General features: G+C 69.9%; 21 protein-coding genes and 1 tRNA gene. 15 read left to right on the top strand and 7 right to left on the bottom strand.

The annotated features are described in order from the left end of the window. Positions 1-1,659 (top strand): ribonuclease J (locus HOV91_RS28120; protein WP_281371005.1); only part of this gene is annotated, 1,659 nt, incomplete at its 5' end. A gap of 60 nt (positions 1,660-1,719) precedes the next feature. Here the strand turns inward: HOV91_RS28120 and HOV91_RS28115 are convergent. Together HOV91_RS28115 and HOV91_RS28110 are read right to left on the bottom strand one after the other, a co-directional pair. After that, a complete protein-coding gene (locus HOV91_RS28115; RefSeq protein ID WP_174188377.1) occupies positions 1,720-2,277 on the bottom strand; it encodes a WKL family lipoprotein in 558 nt (185 codons plus the stop codon). Between the two features lie 29 nt (positions 2,278-2,306). Next, positions 2,307-2,687 carry a DUF4189 domain-containing protein gene (locus tag HOV91_RS28110; protein WP_312884798.1) on the bottom strand — a complete coding sequence of 127 codons (381 nt, stop codon included), beginning with the start codon at positions 2,685-2,687 and terminating at the stop codon, positions 2,307-2,309. Positions 2,688-3,089: 402 nt separating this feature from the next. Between HOV91_RS28110 and HOV91_RS28105 the strand changes: the two genes are divergently transcribed. Further along, positions 3,090-3,713: a TIGR03085 family metal-binding protein gene (locus HOV91_RS28105; RefSeq protein ID WP_174188375.1), complete on the top strand. Its 624-nt coding sequence runs from the start codon at positions 3,090-3,092 to the stop codon at positions 3,711-3,713. 264 nt (positions 3,714-3,977) lie between these two features. Further along, on the top strand, positions 3,978-6,575 hold the full coding sequence (locus HOV91_RS28100; protein WP_174188374.1) for a DNA translocase FtsK: 2,598 nt from the start codon (positions 3,978-3,980) through the stop codon (positions 6,573-6,575). A 6-nt stretch (positions 6,576-6,581) separates the two neighbouring features. Here HOV91_RS28100 and HOV91_RS28095 read toward each other — a convergent pair. Beyond that, a tRNA-Leu gene (locus tag HOV91_RS28095) sits at positions 6,582-6,658 on the bottom strand. 605 nt (positions 6,659-7,263) lie between these two features. On the opposite strand from HOV91_RS28095, the gene HOV91_RS28090 reads away from it, so the two are divergent. Further along, the gene (locus HOV91_RS28090) at positions 7,264-8,244 is read left to right on the top strand and encodes a TerC family protein (RefSeq protein WP_174188373.1); all 981 of its coding nucleotides are present in this window, start codon (positions 7,264-7,266) and stop codon (positions 8,242-8,244) included. Between the two features lie 4 nt (positions 8,245-8,248). Here the strand turns inward: HOV91_RS28090 and HOV91_RS28085 are convergent, their stop codons facing one another. Beyond that, a complete protein-coding gene (locus HOV91_RS28085) occupies positions 8,249-8,533 on the bottom strand; it encodes a YciI family protein (protein WP_174188372.1) in 285 nt (94 codons plus the stop codon). A 27-nt stretch (positions 8,534-8,560) separates the two neighbouring features. After that, positions 8,561-9,127 (bottom strand): amino-acid N-acetyltransferase, encoded by a 567-nt coding sequence (locus tag HOV91_RS28080; RefSeq protein WP_174188371.1) that lies wholly within the window; start codon positions 9,125-9,127, stop codon positions 8,561-8,563. 142 nt (positions 9,128-9,269) lie between these two features. Here HOV91_RS28080 and pgsA point away from each other — a divergent pair, with 142 nt between their 5' ends. From pgsA to pspM, 5 genes are all read left to right on the top strand, one after another. Next, on the top strand, positions 9,270-9,929 hold the full coding sequence (gene pgsA, locus HOV91_RS28075; protein WP_174188370.1) for a CDP-diacylglycerol--glycerol-3-phosphate 3-phosphatidyltransferase: 660 nt from the start codon (positions 9,270-9,272) through the stop codon (positions 9,927-9,929). Further along, complete coding sequence (locus tag HOV91_RS28070; protein ID WP_174188369.1) at positions 9,926-10,453, top strand: CinA family protein; 528 nt, start codon at positions 9,926-9,928, stop codon at positions 10,451-10,453. The genes pgsA and HOV91_RS28070 overlap by 4 nt, the downstream gene beginning before the upstream one ends. A 105-nt stretch (positions 10,454-10,558) precedes the next feature. Next, a complete protein-coding gene (locus HOV91_RS28065) occupies positions 10,559-11,017 on the top strand; it encodes a helix-turn-helix domain-containing protein (protein WP_174188368.1) in 459 nt (152 codons plus the stop codon). 199 nt (positions 11,018-11,216) lie between these two features. Further along, positions 11,217-12,038: a phage shock protein PspA gene (pspA, locus tag HOV91_RS28060; RefSeq protein WP_174188367.1), complete on the top strand. Its 822-nt coding sequence runs from the start codon at positions 11,217-11,219 to the stop codon at positions 12,036-12,038. A gap of 138 nt (positions 12,039-12,176) precedes the next feature. Further along, complete coding sequence (gene pspM / locus HOV91_RS28055) at positions 12,177-13,067, top strand: phage shock envelope stress response protein PspM (RefSeq protein ID WP_246351014.1); 891 nt, start codon at positions 12,177-12,179, stop codon at positions 13,065-13,067. 10 nt (positions 13,068-13,077) lie between these two features. Here the strand turns inward: pspM and HOV91_RS28050 are convergent, their stop codons facing one another. Continuing rightward, on the bottom strand, positions 13,078-13,260 hold the full coding sequence (locus HOV91_RS28050; RefSeq protein ID WP_174188366.1) for a hypothetical protein: 183 nt from the start codon (positions 13,258-13,260) through the stop codon (positions 13,078-13,080). A 255-nt stretch (positions 13,261-13,515) separates the two neighbouring features. Between HOV91_RS28050 and HOV91_RS28045 the strand changes: the two genes are divergently transcribed. From HOV91_RS28045 to HOV91_RS28035, 3 genes are all read left to right on the top strand, one after another. Further along, entirely contained in the window at positions 13,516-15,033 is a 1,518-nt protein-coding gene (locus tag HOV91_RS28045) for a bifunctional phosphatase PAP2/diacylglycerol kinase family protein (RefSeq protein ID WP_174188365.1), read from the top strand. 183 nt (positions 15,034-15,216) lie between these two features. Then, a complete protein-coding gene (locus HOV91_RS28040) occupies positions 15,217-15,384 on the top strand; it encodes a hypothetical protein (protein ID WP_174188364.1) in 168 nt (55 codons plus the stop codon). Between the two features lie 78 nt (positions 15,385-15,462). Beyond that, positions 15,463-16,098, top strand: coding sequence for a PRC-barrel domain-containing protein (locus HOV91_RS28035; protein WP_174188363.1), 636 nt, complete (start codon positions 15,463-15,465; stop codon positions 16,096-16,098). 109 nt (positions 16,099-16,207) lie between these two features. Here HOV91_RS28035 and HOV91_RS28030 read toward each other — a convergent pair whose 3' ends face one another. After that, the gene (locus tag HOV91_RS28030; RefSeq protein WP_174188362.1) at positions 16,208-17,866 is read right to left on the bottom strand and encodes a PucR family transcriptional regulator; all 1,659 of its coding nucleotides are present in this window, start codon (positions 17,864-17,866) and stop codon (positions 16,208-16,210) included. Between the two features lie 574 nt (positions 17,867-18,440). Between HOV91_RS28030 and HOV91_RS28025 the strand changes: the two genes are divergently transcribed. From HOV91_RS28025 to HOV91_RS28015, 3 genes are all read left to right on the top strand, one after another. Beyond that, positions 18,441-18,614, top strand: coding sequence for a hypothetical protein (locus HOV91_RS28025; RefSeq protein ID WP_174188361.1), 174 nt, complete (start codon positions 18,441-18,443; stop codon positions 18,612-18,614). 74 nt (positions 18,615-18,688) lie between these two features. Continuing rightward, positions 18,689-19,399, top strand: coding sequence for a PIG-L deacetylase family protein (locus HOV91_RS28020; RefSeq protein ID WP_174188360.1), 711 nt, complete (start codon positions 18,689-18,691; stop codon positions 19,397-19,399). Positions 19,400-19,467: 68 nt separating this feature from the next. Continuing rightward, on the top strand, positions 19,468-20,625 hold the full coding sequence (locus HOV91_RS28015) for a glycosyltransferase (protein ID WP_174188359.1): 1,158 nt from the start codon (positions 19,468-19,470) through the stop codon (positions 20,623-20,625). The last annotated feature ends 50 nt before the right edge of the window (positions 20,626-20,675 follow it).

Here is a 20,675-nt window from a genome sequence, read left to right as displayed (position 1 = left end):
CCGCCCGCCCTGCCCGAGAACGGCTTGCGCGTGTTCGCCCTGGGCGGCATCGGTGAAATCGGCCGCAACATGACCGTTTTCGAGTACGGCGGCAAATTGCTCATCGTGGACTGCGGCGTGCTGTTCCCGGAGGACCAGCAGCCCGGCGTCGACCTGATCCTGCCGGACTTCCGTCCCATCGAGAACCGGATGGACGACGTGGTGGCCGTGGTGCTCACCCACGGCCACGAGGACCACATCGGCGCGGTGCCGTTCCTGCTGCGGCTGCGGCCGGATATCCCGGTCGTCGGCTCGAAGTTCACCCTCGCGCTGGTCGCCGCGAAATGCCGGGAACATCGCCTGCATCCGAAGCTGATCGAGGTGACCGAGGGGCAGCACACCACGCACGGCCCGTTCGGCTGCGAGTACTTCGCGGTCAACCACTCGATCCCCGACGCGCTCGCCGTCGCCATCCGCACGCCGGCCGGCGTCGCCCTGCACACCGGTGACATCAAGCTCGACCAGCTGCCGCTGGACGGGCGGCTCACCGACCTGGCCGGATTCTCCCGGCTCGGCGACGAGGGCGTGGACCTGTTCCTGGTGGACTCCACCAATGCCGAGGTCCCCGGCTTCGTCACGCCGGAGCGCGAGATCGGCGGCGTGCTGGATTCGGTGATCGGCAAGGCGCGCGGCCGGGTGATCGTCGCGTCCTTCGCCAGTCACGTGCACCGCATCCAGCAGGTGGTGGACGTGGCGCAGAAGTACGGGCGGCGGGTGTGCTTCGTCGGCCGCTCGATGGTGCGCAATATGCAGATCGCCCAGGACCTGGGCTATCTCACCGTGCCCGACGGCGTGGTCGTCGATCTCGACGTCGCCGCGACCCTGCCCGGCCACCGCCTGGTGCTGATCTCCACGGGCTCGCAGGGCGAGCCGCTGTCGGCGCTGTCGCGGATGGCGCGCGGCGACCACCGGCAGATCAACATCCGGCCCGACGACCTGGTGGTGCTGGCCTCCTCGCTCATCCCGGGTAACGAGAACTCGGTGTTCGCGGTGGTCAACGGCCTGGCTCGGCTCGGGGCCACGGTGATCACCCAGCAGAACGCGAAGGTGCACGTCTCCGGGCACGCCTCGGCGGGGGAACTGCTGTACCTGTACAACGCGGTGCGGCCGACCAACGCGATGCCGGTGCACGGCGAGTGGCGCCACCTGCGGGCGAACGCCGCTCTGGCGGTGGCCACCGGCGTGCCGCAGGAACGGGTGGTGCTCGCCGAGGACGGGGTGGTGGTCGACCTGGTCGACGGCATCGCCTCGATCGTCGGCCGGGTGCCGGTGGGCCACGTGTACGTCGACGGGCTGTCGGTGGGTGATGTCGGGGAGTCGACCCTGTCGGACCGGCTGGTGCTCGGCGAGGGCGGTTTCATCGCGATCACCGTCGCCATCGATGAGACCACCGGCAAAGCGGTGAGCACTCCTGAACTCAGCGGACGAGGCTTCTCCGACGATCCGACCGCCCTGCTCGACGCGGCGGAACTGGTGGAAGCCGAACTGCTGCGGCTGGCGGGCGAGGGTGTCACCGACACCCACCGGATCGCGCAGGGCGTGCGCCGCGTGGTCGGCCGCTGGGTGGCCGACACTTACCGGCGTCGCCCGATGATCGTGCCGACCGTCATCGGCGTCTGACCCGGCTACGAAAAAGCGCCGGACAGCTCGGCTGTCCGGCGCTTTTCGCGCGGTAAGGGGCTACTCCTGGCAGGCCGCGGACTCGATCTTCGCGCTCTTGACGATGTTGCAGGCGAAGGTGTGGTCGACCTTCCACTGACCACCTTCGGAGACGAACTGGATGAACGCGTCGTCCACCGGGGTGCCGTCGATGGTGACCTTGGCGTCGGCCTTGAGCTTGCCGTCCTTCGGGTCGCCCACGTTGGTCACCTCGACGGTGACCTTCTGCTTCTTCGCGGCGTCGACGAGATTGGCGACCAGGTAGGGATCTTGCTCGGCGGCCTGGATCCAGCTGATCTTCTCCGCGTTCGGCACGTTCGGATCGAACGCCTTCTGCAGCCGCTCGTTCAGCTGCTGCACGGAGGGCTTGGCCAGCGCGGGGGAGGACGGGGTGGTCGGCGCGGTGCCGGTCTCCTTCTCGCCCTTGTCCGAGCCGCCCTCCAACTCGCCCGCCGCGTGGCTGGGGTTGGCGCTGGTGCTGGGGGACGAGGAGTCGTCGCCGGAGGCGCAGGCGGTCAGCGAGCAGGCCGCGGCGGTGAGGACGACGGCCACGGCGGTCCGGAAAATGCGATGCTTCACGATGTTTCCTTCGTCTCGAATTCCGGGTATCAGCCGTGGTTGGACGTGCAGTTCCAGTGCACGATGTAGGCATCGGAATCGTTGCGCCGCAGGGCTTGGCTCTGCGCGCCGCGCCGCGAGGCCGCGTACCCCCAGCTCCAGCTGCCACTGCCGCTGGAGTACGCCACGGCGCCGCAGCCGTTGCGGAACCAGACCACCGACTGGCAGTCGGCGGCGCCGCAGGAGCTCACGGCGCGCTGCTGCGCGGCGGCCGAGCTCGGGTAGTCGTAGGAGTACCCGATCAAACCGGTGGAGGTGGACAGCGCGATCGCGCCGTAGTTGTTGGTGTAGGCGTGCGCGGTGGGCGCGCTGACGGCCAGCGCGGCACCCACTGCCGCGAGCGCGGCCACACCGGTAGCAAACTTCTTCACGGAGGATTTGCCCCTTCTTGTCATAAGGCCCACGACCCGATGGACCGAGTGACAAGGTACAGAGCGGACACGCATTGCGCTAGCCGGAGATTTCCCGGCAGGGGGAGCCGGGAACTTCGTGGTATGGACGCGCTTTTACGCGCGGAGCCGACGTTCCATCCAGTGTGGCCCACGGTGGTGCCGCTCGCAACCCGCAGACCGGAGTGCGAGTGCTGCCGGGAAAGCGAAACGTCCTGGACAACAACGTCATTGCGTTTCGTCCCGAACGACGACTCGCAGCGGCAGGTGCGGCACCCCCGGGAAAGCCCCGGCGAGGGTAGGGCGGGATGGCGCTGCGGTTGCCGTGACGCGTGGCCCTCGTGCCGCGCGGCGGTGTGGCCGGGTGGTCGGTATGTTCGGGGTGTGACTATGGCGCAGCGGGAACGCAGGGGACTCGTCGAGGCGATGGCGGCCGCGGGCCCGGACGCCCGGACGCTCTGCGGCACGTGGACGGTGCGGGACTTGGCCGCGCACTTGGTGGTTCGCGAACGACGGCCCGACGCCGCGCCCGGCATCCTGTTGCGGCCGCTGGCGGGGTATCTCGACCGGGTGCAGGCGAAGGCGGCGCGCAAGCCGTTTCCCGAGTTGCTGGACCAGGTGCGCACCGGTCCGCCCTGGTGGTCGCCGTTGCGGCCGGTGGACGCGGTGGTCAACCTGTCGGAGATGTTCGTCCACCACGAGGACGTGCGCCGCGCCGAGGCCGGGTGGCAACCGCGCGAACTGGCCGCGGCCGACGAGGACCAACTGTGGTCGGTGCTGCGCAAGATGGCCAGGATGGCCTACCGCAAGGCGCCGGTCACCGTCGAGCTGGCGACCCCCGACGGCAGGAAGACGGTGGTGGGGCGGGATTCCGGCGACGTCGTCACGCTGATCGGAAAGCCCTCGGAACTGGTGTTGCACGCCTTCGGCCGGGACGAGGTCCGGCTGGAGACCACCGGATCACCCGAAGCCGTCCGGGCGGTATTGGAGACAGACCGATCGGTCTGATGCGTGGGCTGGGGCGGCGCGTTGTTCGCCACCAGCTCGACTCCGCACCCGCATTCGGACCGGAATCCCGGCGAGCGGGCGCAGTCTCACGCTGTGCACACCGCGAGCGACGAGGTGCGCGGACCTCCGGAAAGTCGATGGCCTGAATTCCGGGGCGATTCCATGGCGGTGAAGGCTCCGCGACCGGCGCGAACACACGGCGTGGCGGAGCACTACCAGTGTTGCGGATGGTCCGGATGGGGCGATTGCGGCTAGCCTGGGGCCATGGCAGGTAAGTCCCGCAGCACTCCGACGACTCGGGCGCGGGCGGGATCGGCGCGGGGGAGGACCACCACGGCACGGTCTCGCGCGGCCACGCCCCGTACCGCGACCCCGCGAGCGACCGCGGCGCCCCGTCGACGCGGTTCCCCGGCCCGGCGTCCGGTGCGCCGCGCACCGAACACCTCGCCCACCGCGCCGCTCGCGGTGCTCGGGCGTGGCATCGGCAGCGGCTGGAACATGCTCGCCCGCGGTCTCGGGGCGACCACGCGCACGCTGAGCCGGGCCGGGGAGATCGAGCACGGACATCGGCGCGACGGCGCCGCGCTGGCCCTGATCGCCGTCAGTGCCGTGATCGCGGCGGCGGTGTGGTTGTCGGCGGGCGGGCCGGTCGGCCACTGGGTCGAGAGCGTCATCCGCGCGATCTCCGGATCGGCCTCGGCCGGACTGCCGTTCGTCGCCTCCGGGATCGCCGTCGTGCTGATGCGCACCGAACCGCGGCCCGAGATCCGGCCGCGGCTGGTGCTCGGCGGCCTGCTGATCGGCTTGCCGATCCTCGGCCTGTGGCACGTCGCCGCGGGCGCGCCCACCGACGCGCACGGGCGTTCCCGCGCAGCCGGTTTCGTCGGCTTCGTGACCGGCGGACCGCTGACCAACGGCCTCACCGCCTGGCTTTCGGTCCCGATCCTGCTGCTGGCCATCGTCTTCGGCGCACTGCTGGTGACCGGGACGACGGTCCGCGAGGTGCCCGACAAGCTGCGTCGCTACTTCGGCGCCGCGATCGGCGCCGAATACGGTGAATTCGACGGCGAGCGCCGGGACTACGATCCGGCCGACTACGACGCCGACGGCTTCCCGCTGCACCGCACCGGCGCCAAGCGGCGCGGTCGCACCCCCGCGGAGAACTACCCGCCCGACGAGTTCGGCGACCCGGACGCGGTCACCGAGGCGATCGGCGAACCCCCGCTGCGCGACGCCAAGCCCATCGCGGTCGAGGAACCCGCGCCGAAACCGAAGCCGAAGAAGCAGCGCCACGCCCCGGTGGTGGAGGACCAGACGCCACCGCCGCCCCAGCAGCTGGAGTTCGTCACCGATCGCGAAGTCGAGGGCGACTACACGCTGCCGCCGCTGTCGCTGCTGACCGACGGCGATCCGCCCAAGAAGCGCAGTGCCGCCAACGAATCGATGATCGAGGCGATCACCGAGGTGCTGGTGCAGTTCAAGATCGACGCCGCGGTCACCGGGTTCGTCCGCGGCCCGACGGTCACGCGCTACGAGGTCGAACTCGGGCCCGGCGTGAAGGTCGAGAAGATCACCGCACTCGCGCGCAACATCGCCTATGCGGTCGCGACGGAGAACGTCCGGCTGCTCGCGCCGATTCCCGGCAAGTCCGCCGTCGGCATCGAGGTGCCCAACGCCGACCGCGAGCTGGTCCGGCTGGCAGACGTGCTCAAAGCGCCGTCCACCCGCACCGACCACCATCCGCTGGTGATCGGTCTGGGCAAGAACATCGAAGGCGAGTTCGTCTCGGCGAATCTGGCGAAGATGCCGCACCTGCTGGTCGCGGGCTCCACCGGTTCCGGTAAGTCGAGCTTCGTCAACTCGATGCTGGTGTCGCTGTTGCAGCGGGCGACGCCGGACGAGGTCCGGATGATCCTGATCGACCCGAAGATGGTGGAACTGACCCCCTACGAGGGCATTCCGCATCTGATCACGCCCATCATCACCCAGCCGAAGAAGGCGGCGGCCGCACTGGCCTGGCTGGTCGAGGAGATGGAGCAGCGCTATCAGGACATGCAGGCCAACAAGGTGCGCCACATCGATGACTTCAACAAGAAGGTGAAGTCGGGGGCGATCACCGCTCCGCTGGGCAGCGAGCGCGTGTACCGGCCCTACCCGTACATCCTGGCCATCGTCGACGAGCTGGCCGATCTGATGATGACCGCGCCGCGCGACGTGGAGGACGCCATCGTCCGCATCACCCAGAAGGCCCGTGCCGCGGGCATCCACCTCGTGCTGGCCACACAGCGGCCGTCGGTGGACGTGGTGACCGGTCTGATCAAGACCAACGTACCCTCCCGGCTGGCCTTCGCCACCTCGTCGCTGACCGACTCGCGCGTCATCCTCGACCAGCCCGGCGCGGAGAAGCTGATCGGCATGGGCGACGGCCTGTTCCTGCCGATGGGCGCGGGCAAGCCGACGCGGCTGCAGGGCGCGTTCATCAGCGACGAGGAGATCCACGCCGTCGTCGACTTCGCCAAGAACCAGGCCGAACCGGACTACCAAGAAGGCGTCACCGCCGCGAAGGCCGGGGAGAAGAAGGACGTCGATCCCGATATCGGCGACGATCTCGACGTCTTCCTGCAGGCGGTGGAACTCGTGGTCACCTCGCAGTTCGGGTCCACCTCCATGCTGCAGCGCAAGCTGCGCGTCGGCTTCGCCAAGGCGGGGCGGCTGATGGACCTCATGGAGACCCGGGGCGTGGTCGGCCCGAGTGAGGGTTCCAAGGCGCGCGACGTGCTCGTCAAACCCGATGAACTGGAAGGGTTGCTGTGGTCGATCCGCGGCGGCGGACAGGACGGCGACTCGGAGCCGCAGGAGTGATCCGGCTGGTTCCCTCGGCGAGATTCGAACTCGCATCTCCCGGAATCTAGGTCCGGCGCCTCTACCTATTGGGCTACGAGGGATCGATCGGAGTCCCGACCACGAAAAAAGGGCCACGCCTCGGCGATTCGCCGCGGAGTGACCCCCTTCGGTACGGGTCTGCGAAAGACACGTTCAGGGGCGGCTCCGCGCGCTCATCCGCCGAGTGACGGACGAGACCGATAGCCCTGCGCGGACGCGTAACTGCCGGACACCGCTCGGCAACCCCTGCTGCCGCACTGTCCCGGTCATCGTCTCGCCTTCCTGTGTCCGATCTTCGCCGCTCAGAAAGTAACACCGGATGCCGGTGTTGTGAACCGCTTTCGCTTCGCCGAAGACCCTACCCGGTTCAGTCCCATCGGGCCTGCAGGGTGGAGCTGGACGGCAGCGTTTCCGGGTGCCTGGTCGATGGCCTGATCGAACCGGGCGTCGGTCTCGACGTAGGTGGCGTCAGGAAACGGTCGCGAGGGCGCGTCGTCTCCGAGGACGTGGTTCCTGGCGCGGTAGTCGTCGGCCGCGAGCGACCGTGGCACGAACGGCCGGGTGAACGCATGTGGAATTATGGTCGGCAACCACCCCGCTACTGAAGAGCAACGGACATTTCGGGCATTATGGACATCATGATCTTCGCTTCCGATCGGCACACCGCATGCACGTAACCGCACTCGAATGGACGATCACCATCGTGGTGATCCTCGGACTGTTCGTCTTCGACTTCTTCGCGCACGTCCGCACGCCGCACGAGCCCACGTTCCGGGAATCCGGCTTCTGGTCGGCCGTCTACATCGGGCTCGCGCTGCTGTTCGGCGGCGTGGTCGCCTGGCAGTGGGGGTCGACCTACGCCGGGGAGTACTACGCCGGTTTCGTCACCGAGAAGGCGCTCTCGGTGGACAACCTGTTCGTCTTCCTGATCATCATGACCACCTTCGCGGTGCCCCGGATCTACCAGCAGAAGGTGCTGCTGATCGGCATCGTGCTCGCTTTGGTGATGCGCGGGGTGTTCATCGCGATCGGCGCGGCCGCGATCAGCGCGTTCAGCTGGGTGTTCTACCTGTTCGGCGTGTTCCTCATCTACACCGCCGTGAAGCTGACGCGCGAGAGCGGTCACGAGGTGGAGGTCGAGGAGAAACGCGACAGCCGCATCGTCGCATTGGCCAAGCGGGTGCTGCCGACCACCGACGAATACGACGGCGACAAACTGGTGACCAGGATCGACGGGCGCCGTGCGGTCACACCGCTGCTGCTGGCCCTGCTGGCGATCGGGTTCACCGACCTGCTCTTCGCGCTGGACTCCATCCCCGCCATCTACGGCTTGACCGAGCAGCCCTACCTCGTCTTCACCGCGAACGCGTTCGCGCTCATGGGCTTGCGGCAGCTGTACTTCCTGATCGGCGGCCTGCTCGACCGGCTGGTCTACCTGTCCTACGGATTGGCGGCGATCCTCGCGTTCATCGGCGTCAAGCTGGTGCTGCACGCCCTGCACGAGAACACGCTGCCGTTCGTCAACGGCGGCGAGCACGTCATGGTCCCGGAGATCTCCACGCCGGTCTCGCTGGGGGTCATCCTGAGCATTCTGGTCGTCGCGACCGTCGCCAGTCTGCTTCGGACCCGCGCTCAGGCGAACCGCTAGCCGCCTAGGGCGCGAAGGCGCCGAAGACCGGAGCCCACTCCACGGCGCGTACGTCGTCGATCAGGTTCTCCCGGGCGAACGGGTCCTGCGCGAGCAGGTCCTTCAACTGGCCCGCGTCCTGCGAACGGAAGATCAGCAGCGCTCCGGACCCGTCCGGGTACGGACCGCTGCTGAGCAGGGCGCCGGACTCGAGCAGAGCGGCCAGCCAGGCCCGGTGCTCGGGACGGTGGACGTCCCGGCCCGCGGTGGTGGCCTCGGAGTAGACGTAATGGACGGCGAAGATCGGCACGGGGTATCGCTTCCTGTGGGGCCGGACTCAGAGCGTGAGCAGCATCCGAGTATTGCCGAGAGTGTTCGGCTTCACATAGCTCAGGTCGAGGAACTCGGCCACACCGGTGTCGTAGGAGCGGCACATCTCGGCGTAGACCTCGGCGGTCACCGGCGTGCCGTCGATCTCCACGAATCCGTGCCTGGCGAAGAACTCCACTTCGAAGGTCAGCACGAACAGCCGTTGCAACTCGAGCTCACGGGCCACCGCGACCAGCCGCTGCACGATGAGCTTGCCCACACCGCTGCCCTTGACATCGGGGTGCACCGCGACCGTGCGCACCTCGCCGAGATCGGCCCACAGCACGTGCAGCGCGCCGCAGCCGACGACGCGGCCGTCGAGTTCGGCCACCCAGAACTCCTGCACCGCCTCGTAGAGGGTGACCAGGTTCTTCTCCAGCAGGATCCGGCCCGCGTACACGTCGACCAGGCGCTTGATCTCGGGCACGTCGGAGGTTCGCGCGCGTCGGACGACCGGGGCAGAACTCTGCGCGGCGGAGGCCGCGCCCGGGTACGCGTCGCTTGTCGAACCACCAAGTGGTCCCCGAGAGGTCATGGGGTGCACAGTAGTCGGCCCGGCTACCGATACTCTGAACGTGTGTCCCAGATCCTCTCGTTCCGCACACCGCATCGCGCCGGGCCGCGCGACGGCGTGCCGAGGCGGCCGTGACCCAGCGCGCCGCCGGTGAGGCGAGGGCATGAGCGTGCAACCCGACGAGACGGACCGCCCCTGGGCTCCGCCCGCCCCGATCCGCCCCGGATTCGCGACTGCCCAGGCCGAGACCGAGGCGCCGCTGCTGAACATCGCGAACGTGCTGACCATGCTGCGCATCGCGATCGTGCCGCTGTTCGTCGCGGCGCTGTTCGTCGCGGGTGGTCACCAGACCGGCTGGCGGATCGTCGCCGCGGCGCTGTTCGGTGTGGCCGCGATCACTGACCGGTTCGACGGGCAACTGGCTCGCAAATACGGTCTCGTGACCGATTTCGGCAAGCTGGCCGACCCCATCGCGGACAAAGCGCTGATCGGGTCCGCCCTGATCGGGCTGTCCCTGCTCGGCGATCTGGCCTGGTGGATCACGTTGGTGATCTGCGGCAGGGAGATCGGCGTGACGCTGCTCCGGCTGGTGGTTGTCCGGCGCGGCGTGATTCCCGCCGGGCGCGGCGGCAAGCTCAAGACGCTGGTCCAGTCGCTGGCGATCGCCATGCTGCTGTTGCCGCTGACCGGCTGGGTCGCCGAGGCCGGCTTGGTGCTGATGTACCTGGCGGTGGCGCTAACCGTGGTCACCGGGCTGGACTACGTCGGCCAGGCCGCCCGTCTCTGGCTCGCGGGCGGGCCGGGGCGGACCCGCGGCGTATGAGCGATCCGCTGATCGCCTGCGTGCCCGCCATCGCTCTCGTCCGCGCGTTGGTGACCGTGCGGCAAACCGTGGCGACCGCCGAATCGCTGACCGCGGGCCTGCTCGCCGCGACGATCGCCGGAGTGCCCGGCGCCAGCGCCGTGCTGCGCGGCGGTCTGGTGGTGTACGCCACCGACCTCAAGCACAGCCTCGCCGGCGTCGAGGCGGAAACACTCGCGACCGAAGGCCCGGTCGCGGCGAGCACCGCCGAGCAACTGGCCGTCGGCGCCCGGACGCGCTGCCGCGCGGACTGGGGCGTGGGCTTGACCGGGGTCGCGGGCCCCGATTCGCAGGACGGGCACCCCGTCGGCACGGTCTTCCTCGGACTGGCCGGGCCGGGTCATACCGAGGTGATGCGGTTGAAACTCTCCGGCGACCGGTGGACGATCAGAATCGGTGCGACGCACACTGCGGTGTCGGAATTGCTGCGGTGTGTGCGGGAGGCCGGCACGGATGCGGCCGAGCGCGTCGGGCGGGGCGGCTGAGGTCGCCCCGGGCGGGAACCACCGCCCAGGCTCCGACGTTGTGCCAGAAAGAGCGTGGGGTCGCGAATCACGTCGGCCCGGCGACCGGGAGCGAAGGAGAACGAGATGACGCTGCTGCGAGAGGCGATCGGGGACAGTCTGCGGCGTGCGCGTCTCGCCCAGAACCGGACCCTGCGCGAAGTGTCGACGTCCGCACGGGTGAGCCTGGGCTACCTCTCCGAGGTCGAGCGCGGTCGCAAGGAGGCCTCCAGTGAATTGCTGGCCGCCATCTGCGAGGCGCTGGACGTGCCGCTGTCGCGAGTGCTGTGGGATGTGAGCACGATCATGGCGGGCGCCGACGGGTCGACCGCGGGCGCCGCCGTGGACGACGCCGCGGCCACATCGGCTCCGGCGGCCACCGAGTCGGAGCAGGCCGCGACCGAGCCCGCGGCGCAGGCCGAGCCCGCTTCGGCGACGATGTCGGCAGCCGACGCGGCTGGGCGCCCGCTGCCCCTGGCGGAGGACACCCGCATCGTCATCCCCGCACCGCGATCGGACATGTTGGTCCTGGTGAAGGGCGCGTGACGCACAACGGGACGTGGTCGCGACGGCAACGCTGCGGACCGGCGCGGAAAGCGGATAGATTCTCCCTAGGCGTCGGTTGGGCCGGGTTCGCCCGGCCCTGGTGCCACATGGTGGAGGATAGGCACATATCGAGTGCGTGACGGTCGCGCACTGGAGTCGCGCCGAAGCGCGGCATGTCAGATGGAGGCGGGATCAATCGATGGCTAATCCGTTCGTCAAGGCCTGGAAATACCTGATGGCCCTCTTCGACGCGAAAATCGAGGAGCACGCGGATCCGAAGGTCCAGATTCAGCAGGCTATCGAGGAAGCCCAACGGCAGCACCAGGCGCTTTCGCAGCAGGCCGCGTCGGTCATCGGCAACCAGCGCCAGCTGGAGATGAAGCTGAACCGGCAGCTGGACGAGGTCGAGAAGCTCAACGCCAACGCGCGCCAGGCCGTCCTGCTGGCCGACCAGGCCACCGCGGCGGGCGATGCCGAGAAGGCGATCCAGTACACCAACGCCGCCGAGGCGTTCGCCGCGCAGCTGGTCACCGCCGAGCAGTCCGTCGAGGACCTGAAGGTCCTGCACGATCAGTCGCTGCAGGCGGCCGCCCAGGCCAAGAAGGCCGTGGAGCAGAACGCCATGCTGTTGCAGCAGAAGGTCGCCGAGCGCACCAAGCTGCTCAGCCAGCTGGAGCAGGCCAAGATGCAGGAGCAGGTCTCCGCTTCGCTGCAGCAGATGGATTCGACGCTGTCGGCGCCGGGTAGCACGCCGAGCCTGGACGCGGTGCGGGAGAAGATCGAGCGCCGCTACGCCAACGCGCTCGGCGCCGCCGAGCTCGCGCAGAATTCGGTGCAGGGCCGGATGCTGGAGGTGCAGCAGGCCAGCATCCAGATGGCCGGACACAGCAAGCTGGAGCAGATTCGCGCGTCCATGCGCGGGGACCAGTTGCCCGCGGGCGGTGCGCAGCCCGCCATCAACCCGGCCCAGGCGGACGCGGCGCAGCCGCAGATGAACAAGGGCCAAGCGGCGCAGCAGTAGCTCGGCCGCACGTCCCGACGGGCGCGTGTCGGTGGGGGCTGGTTCACTGGAAGACAAGGCGTGGAGACCCGACCGGCCGGCCGTCGGCCGTGTCGGGCCTCGGTCTGTCCGATGTGTGCAACCGGTGGGAGAGAAGGTATGAGCGGCAGTGCATTTCGCGAGCGTCAGCTCGACACGCGGCGCCTGCGGGGTTCCGCGCTGATCCGGGCCCAGGCCGCGCTCGCACCGCAGCCGGGCAGCCTGCCGGACAGCATTCGCGAAGTCGGGGAGAACGCGCTCGTCGCCGTGCGGCGCTGGGCCGATCCGCGGGAGCGGGAGTTGCGTCGCCGCCGCAGGGCCCGTCGCCGCAGCTACCAGCTCGGCACCGTGTCCGGGCTCACCACCGCGGGAACCGTTGGCCTCGTCGTCCTTTCGGCGCCGGTGTGGGCGGTGGTCGTGGTCGGCGGCGGCGCGGTCGCGCTGGTGACCGGCGCGGCGTTGAGCACCCGTCGCTATCTGCGCCTGCGGGGCGCGCCGCTGCCGCAGGCGGCGTTCATCCCGCGTAAGCAGCCGCCGCTGTGGTCGAACGCGCGGCCGCCGATCGCGCGCCTGGTGCGCGCCGAGCGGGCGTTGCACGGGCTGGGCGTGCAGATCGCGCGCTCCCACCGGCTGCCCCCGGACGAGCTGGCCGACATGCTCGAGACGGCCGCCTCGGGCGCGGCCGCACTGCACGCGCTGGCCGCCGACATCATGGCGATGGAACAGGGCCTCGGCGCGATGGGGAGCGCCACGTCGCCCGCGTCGGTCGTGCTCACCGAGAACCTGCGGCTGACGCTCGGCAGGCTCGATGCGGGCGTGGCGGAATACGAGCAGGTCGTGGCCGCGGCGGGCCGGGTCCTCGCGGTTCCGGAGAACACGGTGGTGCGGCACAACTTCGACACCATCGTGGCGGATCTGCGGCATGCCTCCGACCGGCTGGACGGATGGGCTCAGGCGCTCGTCGAGGTGGCCGACAAAACGGTGACCGCGTCGCCGCGGCCACCGATCTGACAGATCCGGATCAGCTCGCCCGGTCCCGGCGGCGAAGCTCTTCGGCCTTCACGCGAAAGGCCGCGCCCACCAGTTCGCGGCTCTCGGCCATGAGGTCGAGCACCTCCCATGACGCTTTGCGGGCGGCGGAGCCGACGATCCCGGCGATCGCCGAACCGTGTCGTCGCGCCGCGGCCGCGAGTTCCTGTGCCAATTCGTTAGTGTTTTCCATCGGGTTCTGGCCGTTAGATGAGTTTCAGTGCATGAGTGTGTGCTGATCGGGGTGTCTGCATCAGTCGATCATCCCTTCCCTATTGCCGCTCAACGCCATTGTGCGTTCGAGATCAGAGTACATCCGTGCACTGAAAATACGCCCGGTCCGATCGCGACCGGGCGGCAGCACGCCCGAGCGCCTACGCCGGTCCGTCGCCGGTCGCCCGGACACCCGAGCGGTCGGTAGGCTGCGGCGATGCGGTTTCTCTCGACTCGGGGGCGCGACGGCGGGGTGGCCGTGCTGACCAGCAGCCTGGATCGCTGGCTGGTCGACCGCAGTGCGCGTGTGCGCGCGACCCCGGCGGACCGGGTGCTGAAGGCGCTGAGTACCGCGGCCGACAAGAACCGCTTGTGGCTCGCGCTCGGGGCGGCTCTGTTCCTGGCCGGAGACCGGTCGGCGCGGCGCGGCGCGGTGCGCGGCCTGCTCGCGCTCGGCATCGCCAGCGGCGTGGCCAACGGCGTGGCCAAGCCGCTGTTTCCGCGCCGGCGCCCGCCGGACGACTCCGTCCCGTTCGTGCGCAGGCTGGTCGCGCCACCGGTCTCGTCGTCGTTTCCCTCCGGGCACTCGGCCTCGGCAGCCGCGTTCGCGGCGGGCCTTGCGCTGGAGTCTCCCGCCGCGGCCGCCGCGGTGGCTCCCGTCGCCGCCGCGGTCGGGTATTCCCGCGTGCACATCGGCGTGCACTGGCCCTCCGACGTGATCGCGGGTGCCCTGTTCGGCGGCGCGGTCGCGTTGCTCACGCGGCGGTGGTGGGCGGTGCGCGACGACGAGCCCGCCGCTCTCGGTCCGGTGGAGCGCATCGACCCGCTGCCCGGCGGCGCCGGACTGCTGCTGATCGGCAATCCGCAGGCGGGCTCGGGCAACGGTGACGGCACGCTCGCCGGCCTGCGGGTGCGGCTGCCCGCCGCCGAGGTGCTCGAACTCACCGGCGGCGACGAGTTCGAGACCAGGGTGGACGAACTGCTGGGCCGTGCGGACATCGTCGCCCTCGGCGTCGTCGGCGGGGACGGAACGGTGTCCACCGTCGCGGAGTACGCGGTCCGGCATCGGCTTCCGCTGGCCGTCTTCGCGGGCGGCACGCTGAACCATTTCGCCAGGGACGCCGGCGTCGAGGACCCCGCGGTGACCTTCGCCGCGCTGGAGGCGGGCGAAGCCGTGCGCGTCGATGTGGCCGAGGTGTCGTTCGACGGCATCGAGCGGCGCGTCTTCGTCAACACCGCCAGCCTCGGCGGTTATCCCGACTTCGTGCGCGTCCGCGAACGCTGGGAGCGCCGGATCGGCAAATGGCCCGCCGCGGGCATCGCCATGGTGCGCGTGCTGCTGCGCGCCAAGCCGCTGCACGTCACCCTCGACGACGCCCGCGTCGCGCTGTGGATGCTGTTCGTCGGCAACGGCGCCTACCGCCCCGCCGACCAGATCCCCATGTCGCGTCCGGAACTACACGGCGGCACGCTCGACGTGCGGTACCTGCGGGCCGACGTCCGGTTCTCGCGTCTTCGATTGGTCTGCGCGACGTTCACCGGCACGCTGGCGTACTCGCCGACCTATCGGCACCGCCGGGTCTCCCGGGTGGACGTGGGCGTGGCCGAGGCGCCGGTCTCGCTGGCCACCGACGGCGAAGTCGACCATCGCGGCAAGAACTTCCGGTTCACCAGCAGGCCCTCCGCTCTGACGCTGATCAAGGGCGGCCATGGGACGCCCGACCCGGCCGGGTGAGCGGCCGACCGAGCCGCTTCGATTGCTGTGGGATAGCTATGCTCTTGCCCTCGTGGCGCTGATCGGCGAAATCGTCGCAGTTCGTGTTTGATCAGGCGGTCCGCGGGTAGTTGCCATCATGTAGCTGATCACTCCCGGTCTCGTATGGGCCTGGGAACATGCACTACTGGGCAGGAGCACGTCATGCTCGATGTTTCCTACCGTCTATCGCTACTCGACCAGGACACGCAGCGGCTGGATGTCAGCCGGTACCTGACGTGTGAATCCGCGGAGGACCCGCAGCGGCTGGCGCGGAGAACGCAGCGCCTCGCCGAGGGTCCCGACGCCACCGATCGACCCACAAGCGATTGAAACCTTTTCTCAGCGCGCGCGGTGGACAGCCGCGTTCTGTCGGGCTGCGCATCGCACGGACGAACTGCGGAGGAACCCATGACTGAAATGCTGGAAACGCTCATCGGCAGCTCGGTGTACGGCCCCGAAGGCGAGAAGATCGGCAAGGTCAAACGGGTCTACGTCGACAACAATTCCGGCTCGCCGACCTGGATCGCGGTGTCCACCGGCCTGTTCAGCGCCGACGCCTTGGTCCCGCTGGCCGGTGCCGAGCATCGCCCCGAGTCGGCCACGCTGCAGGTGCGGGTCGGGAAGGAAGCGGTGAAGGCCTCGCCGCAGCTGGACCACAACGGGCAGATCAGCCCGCAGGCCGAGCAGGAACTGTTCGACCACTACCAGATCGATCCGGAGCAGGCCGCGTGGGACGTCTACGGCAGGCAGCCGGTTCCGCAGCAGCGACGGGCCCGCCCCGCGATGACCCGTCCACCGGAGGAACGGGCCGAGGAGCAGGGCGATGTCGCTCCGGCGCGGATGCGGACCTATCTGGACAGCGCGGACGAGACACTAGGGATGCCCGCCGGTGGCGACCGGACGAGCGTGGGGCGTGAGCCGCTGATCGACCCCTACGCTGTCGACACCGCCGATCTCGGCATGCAGGATACGGACGGCATCCCGCGCGACGATCTGCTGACCGAACAACCACGAGACCGGGACCCCGGGCGCCGAAGGGGCTGATCGGCCGGATGGACCCGGTCGTGCCGCGACCGGGCTCGTCGGCGGCGGTGGCGCGCGTGTCCGCTGACGCGCACGCCACCGCCGCCGTGATTCGGTGCGACCGCGCCGGTCAGGTGGGTAGCGCGACCAGGGAAAGGAACCGCCATGCGCGCGTGGCGGCTTGCAGATTGAAGCGGGTGTCGACATCGCGCAGGTCGAAGCCGGTGAGTTCCCGGATCCGCCCGAGCCGGTAGCGCAAGGTGCTGCGATGGATGTGCAGCGCGGCGGCCGAGTCGTCGTAATTGCCACCGCATTCGAGGTATCGGCTCAAGGTGTACACCAGATCGGCACGGTGGTCGCGATCGTAGTCGAGCAGGGTGCCGAGCCATTCCCGCATGAACTGCTCCACTTGGCCTTCGGCGCGGGCGGCGTCGACCAGCCGGTAGAAGCCCAGTTCATCGAACGCGGTGGCGCCGTCCGGCATCGGCGACCGCAGCCGGATGTTGATCGCGCGGCGCGCGTCGTCGAACGCCCGGGGGAGATCGGCCGGTCGAGTGCAGCAGCCGCTGATCCCGATGGTTACGGGGGCCGTCTCCAGGTGCTCGCAGATGGCGTGGTGCAGAGCTTCGGGTTCGGGCCTGCGATCGGTGACCAGAACCACCATGCCCGCGTGTCTGCCCTGGATGAAGGGCAGATCCAGCGCCGTCGCGGCCCGGCCCACCGCCTCCGCCATGGCGTTGTCGTCCCCGTGCACGACCACCACGTAGTGCTCGCCGTGCAGGTCGTAACCCATGGCCTCGGCCCGGGCGAAGGCGCTGTCGCTGTCGGTGCCCGACAACAGGTCGTCGACCAGTTCACGGCGTAAGCGCAGCTCGATCTCGGCGAGCTCGCGCTGGTGCGCCAGCTCCGTGGCGAGCACCGTGCTGCCGTAGGTGAGGGCGAACAGCTGCTCGTCGAGCGCCTGGTGGGCCGGGTCGATCAGCGCGAGCGTGCCCAGGATCTCGGCGCGCGGTCGCACCAGGACGACCACCCGGTCGCGAACGCGCAGCGGCGCTGTGTGAGTGGCGAGGCGGTGCAGCAGTTGTTCGCGCTGCTGCGGCGGCCCTTTCGGATACGGGTCGGGTTCTCCCGGCCCGGCCCACGCCCGGAGATTGCCGAACGGGTCCTCGATGGCGACGGGGAATCCGGTCAGCTGAGCCAGCGCGTCCGCGATGCCCTGTTCGCCCGATCCGTGCGCGGCGGCGTCGGCGAGCGCCTCGTATACGCGGTTACGGCGTTCGAGCCGCAGGACGATGGCCGAGAGGTCGCCGTCGATCGCGGTCGGCTCGGTGGCGTCGGCGCGAACCCGTTCGCGCGGCGCGATGTTCGCCAGCGCGGCGCCCGCGAGCTGGGCGAGCACGGTGAGCAGGACCATCTCCACCTGTGGCGGCTCGTGATCGGCCCCGACGACGATCGCGCCCACCGTCTGGCATCGGTCGCGCAAGGGGAGCGCCCAGCCCCACCGGCGGCCGGGAAGCCGAATGCTGCCCGCGCCGTTCTGCGCGCGGAGCTGCGCTTCCACGCCCGGCGGAGCGGGGTGTGGTTGCCGATCGAGCAGATAGCCGCCGTCGACTACTCGGTAGCAGCCCAGTGCGTCGCAGCCTCCGACGGATCGCACCGCCTCGGCGGCGATCCGCAGAATGTCCGATTCCCGGCGGGCGGCGAAGAGCAGCGCCGAGGTCGCGCCCAGCGCGCGCAGCGCGGACGCCGGCGAGTCGTCGGCATCCGAACTCAATGTTTGCTGAGTCATGAGCTCCGGTCCGTGGCCGTCGAGGTCGTGCGCCGATAGAGCGGACTACGGCAGCGAGCGCCCGTTGTCACTACGGGACCGATCGTCCTGTTTCAGGGGGCCGACCTGGTTCGATTGCGTATCGACGCGCATTGCTGCGGGCAGAATCGACGGTACACCGATGGCATGTCCTGCGCAGACGGAAGTGTGAACCGGACATTCGCCGCTGCGCTGTTCTTGCCCGATGCCTCGGGTTCGGACCGCTGAGCCGTCCGCACCCGGTGTCCCGGTTCGGCGCTGGCGCTTCGGCGTCGCTGAGATGCTGTTCTGGTGGACGTGGCGCCATCGCGGATCCGCGTCCGACTGCCTCGATCGATGACCGGACCGGCAGAGCTGTTGCCCGCCTTCGCGATGGCGGGATGACCGCGCCGCTCGCGTGCCTGTGCGCCCGAGCAACCCCGATCGGCGCCCGGCAGTCGGGGCCCTGACGTCGGGGGGAACCCTGATTTCCACCCCGAAATCCCGTCTCACCTGCTGATTCGCGCTCGTCCGGCTGCCATGCTCGAAGCGGAAACGAACTTCTGGAGGCATCGAAATGTTGTGGAAGATCATCGGCATCGTCGCCGTCGTATGGATCGCGCTGGCCGTCATCGGCGCGTTGCTCAAAGGCCTGTTCCCGATCCTGGTGATCAGCGCCATCGTGTTCGGGCTGTACCTGCTGTACAAGGCGGTGTCGGGATCGGACAACTCGACGGTGAGCAAGCTGTAGCGGCAGGCGCGGCGGTGCGGCGCCCCGCGGGGCGGCGCACCGCCGTCGCGTACGGGCGATGCTTGAATGACCGCGTGGAGCGAGTTCCTGAAGATTGGCAGCGCGGCCTGGTGATCGTCGCGCATCCCGACGACATCGAATACGGCGCGGCCGCGGCGGTGGCGCGATGGACCCGGCAGGGCAAGGACATCCGCTATGTGCTGGTGACCAGCGGGGAGGCCGGTATCGCCGGACTGCGCCCCGCGCTCGCCGGCCCGCTGCGCGAGGCCGAGGAGATCGCGGCGGCCGAGGCGGTGGGCGTGCGGGAGGTGGAGTTCCTGGGTTATCCGGACGGGCGTGTCGAGGAGAGCCTGGGGTTGCGCCGCGACTTGGCCGCCGCCATTCGCAGGCACCGGCCGGAGATGGTGGTGCTGTTCAACTTCGGCGACGTCTGGGCGCCCGGCTACGTCAACAGCGCCGACCACCGTGCGGTGGGCCGGGCCGCGCTGGACGCCGTCTCCGATGCGGGCAACGAGTGGATCTTCCCGGAGATCGCCGAATGGGAGCCGTGGTCGGCGCGGTGGGCGGCGGTCGTGGGACCGGTCGCCACCCATGCCGTGGACGTCACCGGCACCGTCGAGCAGGCCGCCGCGTCACTGGCCGCGCACCGGCGCTACCTCGAGGCGTTGAGCCCCGAGCCCGTCGAGGATCAGGTGCGCGCCGTCGTCGACCGGGCGACCGCTCCCAAGGACGGGTTCCCCGCCGAGCGAGCGGTCGGGTTCGAGTTGTTCTTCTTCGCAGGCTGAGTCCAGGACGCACGCGGGCGCGGATGCGGGTGCGGCCCGTCGGCAAGGGAGTGTGGCAGGCTAGGCGGATGCGAATAGCCGTCGTCGCGGGGCCCGATCCCGGGCACGCGTTTCCCGCTATCGCGTTGTGCTTGCGGTTCCTGGCGGCCGGTGACGAGCCGGTGCTGTTCACCGGGCCGCGCTGGTTCGACGCCGCGCTCGCCGCGGGCATCGGCGTGCGCAGACTCAAAGGGCTGGCGCCGCGCCCGGTGGACGACGACGCCGACGCGGGGCAGCGCCTCCACGAGCGGGCCGCGCACATCTCCACCGAGATCCTGCCCGAACTCAGCGCCATGCTGCCCGAACTGGTGATCTCCGACGTGCTGACCGCGGGCGGCGGGATGGCCGCCGAGCGGCTCGGCGTCCCGTGGGTGGAACTGTCCCCGCATCCGCTGTACCTGCCGTCGAAGGGATTGCCGCCGATCGGAAGTGGACTCGCGCCCGGTACGGGTGTGCGCGGGCGGATGCGCGACGGTGTGCTGCGCGGTATGACCGCACGCGCCCTCCGCAACGGCAGGCGTCAGCGGGAGCGGGCGCGCGAGAGCGTCGGTCTTCCGGCCGTCGATCCCGGCCCCGCCGCGCGGTTGATCGCCACACTGCCCGCGCTGGAAGTGCCGCGACCGGACTGGCCGGACTCCGCGCATGTGATCGGCCCGCTGCTGTGGGAGCCGACCGACGCGATCCTGGATCTTCCGCCCGGTGACGGGCCGCTGGTCATGGTCGCCCCGTCGACCGCGCACACCGGTGTGGCGGGCATGGCCGAGACCGTCCTCGAGGCGCTGGAGGGCGCCGGTGTCCGCGTGGCGATTTCGATGCTGGACGCTCCGCCCGCCGAGCTTCCGCCGTGGGCGACGGCGGGGCTGGGGCGCCAGGACGTGCTGCTGACGCACGCTTCCGTCGTCGTGGGCGGTGGCGGCCACGGCCTGCTCGCCAAGTCGCTGTCCGCGGGCGTCCCGATCGTCACCGTTCCCGGTGGCGGCGACCAGTGGGAGCTGGCCAATCGCGCTGCCAGGCAGGGCAGTTCGGTCGTCGTGCGTCCGCTGTCGCCCGAGGGCCTTCGCGCCGCGGTCGAAGAGATCCTCACCGAGCCCCGCTACACCGCGGCCGCCAGGAAGGCCGCCGCGGCGACCGAGTTCGCCGATCCCGTCGCCCTGTGTCATCGGATCCGCCACGCCGTCCATCCCTGAGCGGGCGTGGGTGTGCCACTGACCAGGGAACCGGCGGGGAGGGAGTAAGT

The organism is Nocardia barduliensis (assembly GCF_013315795.1).
In the GTDB taxonomy this organism is placed as follows: Bacteria; Actinomycetota; Actinomycetes; order Mycobacteriales; family Mycobacteriaceae; genus Nocardia; species Nocardia barduliensis.
This window is presented reverse-complemented; position numbering and strand designations above follow the sequence as displayed.